General features: G+C 39.3%; 9 protein-coding genes and 1 pseudogene. 5 read left to right on the forward strand and 5 right to left on the reverse strand.

What is annotated here, in order from left to right:
- Positions 1-32: 32 nt before the first annotated feature.
- Positions 33-317: a hypothetical protein gene (locus E8M12_RS14765; protein ID WP_136737033.1), complete on the reverse strand. Its 285-nt coding sequence runs from the start codon at positions 315-317 to the stop codon at positions 33-35.
- A 489-nt stretch (positions 318-806) separates the two neighbouring features.
- On the opposite strand from E8M12_RS14765, the gene E8M12_RS14770 reads away from it, so the two are divergent.
- On the forward strand, positions 807-1,214 hold the full coding sequence (locus E8M12_RS14770) for an antitoxin Xre-like helix-turn-helix domain-containing protein (RefSeq protein ID WP_136737034.1): 408 nt from the start codon (positions 807-809) through the stop codon (positions 1,212-1,214).
- 235 nt (positions 1,215-1,449) lie between these two features.
- Here the strand turns inward: E8M12_RS14770 and E8M12_RS14775 are convergent, their stop codons facing one another.
- From E8M12_RS14775 to E8M12_RS14785, 4 genes and pseudogenes are all read right to left on the reverse strand, one after another.
- On the reverse strand, positions 1,450-2,028 hold the full coding sequence (locus E8M12_RS14775; protein WP_136737035.1) for an ankyrin repeat domain-containing protein: 579 nt from the start codon (positions 2,026-2,028) through the stop codon (positions 1,450-1,452).
- 93 nt (positions 2,029-2,121) lie between these two features.
- Positions 2,122-3,030: pseudogene (locus E8M12_RS14780) on the reverse strand (IS3 family transposase); the annotation flags it as partial.
- On the reverse strand, positions 2,985-3,281 hold the full coding sequence (locus E8M12_RS16515) for a transposase (RefSeq protein WP_306416231.1): 297 nt from the start codon (positions 3,279-3,281) through the stop codon (positions 2,985-2,987). The pseudogene E8M12_RS14780 and the gene E8M12_RS16515, both read right to left, overlap by 46 nt.
- 285 nt (positions 3,282-3,566) lie before the next feature.
- Entirely contained in the window at positions 3,567-3,824 is a 258-nt protein-coding gene (locus E8M12_RS14785; protein WP_136737037.1) for a hypothetical protein, read from the reverse strand.
- 202 nt (positions 3,825-4,026) lie between these two features.
- Here E8M12_RS14785 and E8M12_RS14790 point away from each other — a divergent pair, with 202 nt between their 5' ends.
- From E8M12_RS14790 to E8M12_RS14805, 4 genes are read left to right on the forward strand one after another with little or no spacing between them, the layout of a single operon-like run.
- Positions 4,027-4,545 carry a hypothetical protein gene (locus E8M12_RS14790; protein ID WP_136737038.1) on the forward strand — a complete coding sequence of 173 codons (519 nt, stop codon included), beginning with the start codon at positions 4,027-4,029 and terminating at the stop codon, positions 4,543-4,545.
- Positions 4,546-4,604: 59 nt separating this feature from the next.
- The gene (locus E8M12_RS14795; RefSeq protein ID WP_136737039.1) at positions 4,605-4,844 is read left to right on the forward strand and encodes a hypothetical protein; all 240 of its coding nucleotides are present in this window, start codon (positions 4,605-4,607) and stop codon (positions 4,842-4,844) included.
- A 17-nt stretch (positions 4,845-4,861) separates the two neighbouring features.
- Entirely contained in the window at positions 4,862-5,239 is a 378-nt protein-coding gene (locus E8M12_RS14800; protein ID WP_211245055.1) for a DUF2185 domain-containing protein, read from the forward strand.
- A 56-nt stretch (positions 5,240-5,295) separates the two neighbouring features.
- Positions 5,296-5,850 (forward strand): hypothetical protein, encoded by a 555-nt coding sequence (locus E8M12_RS14805; protein WP_136737040.1) that lies wholly within the window; start codon positions 5,296-5,298, stop codon positions 5,848-5,850.
- Positions 5,851-6,000 lie beyond the last annotated feature (150 nt).

Below are 6,000 nucleotides of genomic sequence, written 5' to 3' on the forward strand. Positions count from 1 at the left end.
AAAAGTATCGTTTGTACTTCATTAATCATGAACTAATTACCCAAAATTAATTCTGGAGCCTTATCCTGCTTCTGCTTTATGTAGTGGCGCTCGTCCAGACATAACCTCAGGATATATTTTGTAGCTAACTCATCATCTTCCTCTTTCACGGCTTCCAAGGCGTCCTCAACAGTCAGTTTCAAATTGAGTAAGTGATTTGCCCAGGATTCAGCCTTTTTCTTGGAAATCCCGAATTGTTCTAACTCATCGTTCTTTACAGCGCCTGTTGCAAGCAGAATTGCCCAGGCGACTCGTTGTGTGCGGTTGTAATCACGCATATTAATCCCCGTTTTCTTTTACTTTGGAAACGATACAAAGCTAAAAGATTAATGTGCGGAGAAACGGCGTGTTCTGTGAGGGAGTTTTAAAAATAATAGACTGGATAGGCTGCCTGACAAGGACGCGAATTGGTCTTGCCACGACAAAACGTTAAGGCTACAAAGTTCCCAACGTGCTGTAGGTCAAATCATTGGGCGCAAGCATAAGTTAAAGGCCTGTCTGTCATCCTCAATTCCTCACAGAACAAGGCTTTTACTCAATTCTTCCCCCGCTGAATGTTGGAGGTGAAAATCCTTTAGAGGAAACTACCTACCTAAAAAAGGTACATAGTTTCTTCTGGAGCGCTTCACAGGAAACTATTTTTTGTCAATTATGACAAAGTCACCATTACCCAATGATTGATTTCTTGAAAGGTAAAAGGAAACGTGTTCGGTATTCTATTAACGTTTCGTTACCGCTATATTTGTAAATAAAGTGGCAACTGAAATATGAGAGCTAACGATTTGAAAGAGCCAACCAAGGATGTACTCAAAGATGCTACACCGTCTGCATTAAAAGCCGCGATTAAAATCATGGAATCGTGGTCCTGCAATCATTCACAGATGGCAATTATCCTGGGAATTTCCAATAGTTCGCTTCGTCGGTATCTCAAGCATCCAGAGCAAGCGCGTCTGAGTCACGACCAACAAACACGGCTGAGTTATGTGTTAAACATCTACCAATCGATTCGAACGATATTTAACAATCCAACCAACGTCGATAACTTTATGTCATTAAAGAACCACAATGGCTTATTTCAGGGCAGAGCACCTTTAGATTTGTTACTTGAGGGCAGTATTGAAAATATGATGGATACATATAAACACATCGACTCTATTGCTAATGGCCAATGGTAATTTAAAAAAAATATTACTCTAGATGAACAACTCTAGATGAATGAGTCTTAACCTGAACAGTCAGATGCATCTGATAGGTCTAGGTTAAATCTGACAGTGATTATTCACATAGTTGTTTGGTGGGATATGACCGCTTTGTGCCATTAGCAGTCTATTAGAGCATTCTAATATATGCTTGCATTGATTGTTTAAATAATTTCTGAAAGCTGAAAAACAACTATTTGATATGAGCAACTTACTCATAAGTCTTTAACAAATTTATTATCGAATTCATCGCTTCACTTGGTGTTAATTCACCTAATGTTATCGCAACATCGTAAGCAGTTTTTCCACTACCTCCTACATATGAGTTTGTCGTAGTTATGGAAGGGTTACCTCCATTTTCAAGAATAAACTTTACGAGAGCGGGGTTACCCGTTGTTACAGCTAGATGCAAAGCAGTCTGTCCACCTGAAACAAGATTTATATTTTCGTTTCTCATTAGCCCTAGAGATATTCCTCTAGTTACTCTTTGAGTATCAAGTTCATAACCTTCCTGATGAACCTGACACTTTGCGACATATAAGGCAGCTTTAATTAAACTTGGATCAGCACCAACATAAGCTTCAAAATCATGGGAAGCCAGAATATAAGCATATGACAAATTGGACATATAGTTATCGTAGGTTGATGAAACAGAGTTGCAAGAATCCCAATCTCCAATTGTGAAAGCTCTTTTAGCTATATTTAAATTACTGGTGGAATTGATGTAATACGTGGCGTGACCTAAAGCTAGGGTTAGTAATACAGAAGAAAATATTAATATAGATTTCACTTTGCTTCCTTCTAGTGCCTTATATTATATTTTTTGATGGTAAAAGCGATGACTGCAATTCGCTCACTGATCTTGCCCCATAAAAATGGACAGTTAATTTACGTTATCATGTTCAGCTTCAAAGTCCGAAGGACTTTTAAATCCCAGATAACTGTGTAACCGTTTCCGGTTGTAGAAGCACTCGATATATTCGAAGATATCGAGCTTGGCTTCTTGCCTGGTTCGATATCGATATTTACGAATCCGCTCCCGTTTTAGTGAGCCGAAAAAACTCTCAACAACGGCGTTGTCATAACAGTTTCCTCTAGCGCTCATGCTGCATAGAATATGGTGCTTCTTCAGCACATTCTGATAATCATCGCTACCATATTGAGCCCCTTGGTCAGAATGAATAATGACACCAGGCCCTGGCCGCCGTGTTGATATCGCCATTTCTAGCGCATTAATTGCCAGATGACGCCCCATGTGCCTGTCCATCGACCAGCCAACTATTTTGCGGGAGTACAAGTCCATAACCACCGCCAAATAGACAAACCCTTGCCTGGTTTGGATGTAGGTGATGTCCGACGACCACACCTGATTGGCTTTGTCTGCGACAAAGTTTTGGCAAAGTCTGTTTGGCGCAATATGAGAGTACATATTCTGCTGCTTAGCGTAGCCAGAATGACGAATTGGGCATCCTCGTAGCCGTGCCTGACTCATTAACTTCGCAACCCGGTTCTTGCCATAACGATAGCCTTGAGCGCGCAGCATTTGCTGGATGCGAGGCGCACCATAAACCCCTCTGGATTCTTCATGGATTTTCTCGATGCGCTTAGTCAGCTCGATGTTATCTTGCTTGGTCTTGCATAGTGGTCGACTTAACCAGGCGTAAAAACCACTGCGAGATACGCTGAGTACCCGACACATCATATCAACCGGATATTGCTTGCGGTGCCGCTTAATACAACGAAACTTTAATCGGACTCCTTGGCGAAGAACACCACCGCATCTTTTAAAAAATCCCGTTCTTTTTTGACTTTCTCCAGCTCTTTTTTGAGCTCGGCGATTTCTAGATTTTTGGTCGCGGTTGTGGCTTTAAATGCATCATCACCTTTTAGCCTGAATTCATCACGCCAACGTCTTAATTGGCGTGCACTGATACCTAGTTCATCACACACTGACTTGTCAGTCTTTCCATCTTCGGATGTTCTAAGTAAGGCCATCTTCTTAAATTCGGCAGGATATCGTTTGTAACTTTTACCTTTTGTCATAAACACCTCCTGTTGTATTCCTACAACAATTGTAGTGTGTCCACGAAAATGGGGTAAGTCGACACTACAGCCGTTCGCGACTGACTAATTTTCAATAAGTTACGTTATTTATCGCGACGTCGCAAACGTGCCTGGAACAAACCGTTTGCAGTTGCGAACATACACTGACTTTGAAATATAAAAGCCTTATTAAGTGGTGAGTATTTATTAGCTAAAATTTGTAGCGCAGCGAAACCGCGGCAACTGTCACGAACCCTACTTGAACTACTTTTCAGATACAAATCACTAAAGTTTGCCAAATTTTTTGTACAGAGTACCTACTAGTAATTCATCGTCATTCGAAGCATTTAAAAGCTCTTCTTTGCCAATACTTTGGTACTTCATCCAGTAATATGCTGCCCACTTTTTCATGCTCTCAATATCATTAGAACTACTATATTTTGCTTCTTTTCTGAAGCATTCCAGAACAGTTTCTTCTGAAAATTCAGCTCCATCATTTAGCGCTTTGATAAATACTTTTGCAGAATTTACTACTGGATTCATTCCTTTAGACCTAACAGTTTATTACTATTTTGATTTTACTGAATGACTGCTGTTCGCTCATAACGGCCTGTCACCGTTAGACTTTATTTGTACAACCACAATTTCATCATGTATTGTATTTTAACAATATTTTAAAACCATACGATAACATAAGTTCTTTTACGGTTTGATGTTAGTTGAATAAAAAATAACAAGGAAAGGCATGAAATCATTTATATCGCTTCTTTTCATATTCTTCTCATTTAATCTCTATGCTTCGACAGTTGGTGACTGCACAGGAACACCAGATGAAGCGGTAACAAAATTGCCTGAACCATTAAATAAATGGGGACAGTTAGTCTGTACTCCTTACGGTCATATTATTTCTAATAAAGAAGGTTGGATTTGGTCAAATCCAGGAAGTTACAGTCCAGTGATGATTCCATCACAGATGGTTCAAAGTAATCCTGAACCGTTGGGAAATAAATCGTATTTCACTAAAATTCAGTTGGTAAAATTGAATGGTACAGAAGCTAGTAATTCTATAAAAGTGTTCGAAAAGGGTTTCGATAAATCAGAACAGTCGCCTACAGTTTATTCACTTCAAGTAGCTTCGATTTCGGGTAAGGAATTAGCATTCCAATTTTTTGATTATGGTAACTCTAAATGGGGAATGTGGTGTAATAACGGGTGTGATCCTAATTCAAAATTTATGCTGTTAAATATGGCTGAAAAGCCTTAAGCCTTAAGCTTTAACGGCAGTTATGAGCGAACAGCGGTCATAGGATGGAATGCTGCATAATGGATATACATATTATTTTTACAAAATCCAAGGTAGTCATCTCAAAGACGCAGTATCTATCTTGGAGGGATATTCAGAGCGATTTCTCCGACTACATGGCATCGTTAGGTCCCTGGGATGAAGAAGCCGCTATTGATTGGCTAGAGATGGAGTATGAAAACTTAATCCCTTCAGCTAGGGAGCAAATAAAAAGCTTAATCGCCAGTGAAGACTTGGAAAATACTATAACATTTGCTTAAAGCAGCCAGGGGCTGTAGTGAGCGATCTGCAGTCATTAAGTTACCATCTAAAAATATGTGCTTTTATGGATAAGAGATTTAAATTAAGCAACAGTGAAATAAAGCCATTGGCAATAGGGTTTGGAGCCTGTATTGCCTCCGATATGATTACCGTCGACGGTTGCCAAGTTGGTTTTATGTATCGAGAGTCACCTATCAATGAGGTGGATAGCGGTTGGCGATTCTTGTCTGGCTTAGAGTCTCAAGATTACATGGATAATGCTAATAACCACTCTTTGTATGATATTAATACAGTCGCTAATTATGATCCCGACATCACTTCTTTTATTGAGCTGCCAATAGGTAGCCAATGTGAGAGAAATTCAGATGGTACTTTAGAAGAAATTAAAGATTAATTAAATTGCCGCATAGAGCGATCTACAGTCATTCAAAATCTTAAAAAGGGATGTTTATGCAATCAATGAAACTGCTAGCTGGTACAGTCATTTTTAGCATCATTTACCTTCTTATCGGCCCCCGAGATTTAGATGCTAATTTTCCTTATCTGGTATTTATTGAGGCTTGTCTCTTTTCTCTTATTATTTGTGCTTCACATACAATTCAGCGCAAAAAAATAATTCTTATATTTCCTATCCTAGCAGGGCTTATAAATCTGATCTTATTCGCTGTTTGGCCTTTTATTCTAGCTGTTCCATCATTGATTATTGAAGCATTCGATTTTTCGGTGGCAGTCAATTCGATGATTGGATTCGCTTTGTATTCTGCTATCGGTTCTATAGCGTTTTGTGCTTTAGTCGACCTAATGATCCAGCCAAACTACTTTTCTTATAAGGCTTATGTTTATACCGCCGTATTAAGTTTAACTGCTGGTATTCCTTTCCTTATATTTGAGAATCACTTTCTGGTTATTCACAAAATCATATGGTTTTGCAGTTTCTCGGCTGGTTTGGTTTTAGCAGAACAGCATAAAGAACCTGAGCCTATGTCACTTATTAAAGATAATTAGAATATGTAACCACTGGGAATAATTGCGTCTATTGCAGCAATCCGGTAATTTGGTAATCAGCCAGGGGCTGTTTAGAGCGAACTTGAGACATACGCCGACCAGGAGGTGCTAAGTGATGAGCAGGAAAACAATTATCAAATGGTCGACTAT

Source organism: Thalassotalea mangrovi (genome assembly GCF_005116735.1).
GTDB classification, from domain to species: domain Bacteria; phylum Pseudomonadota; class Gammaproteobacteria; order Enterobacterales; family Alteromonadaceae; genus Thalassotalea_A; species Thalassotalea_A mangrovi.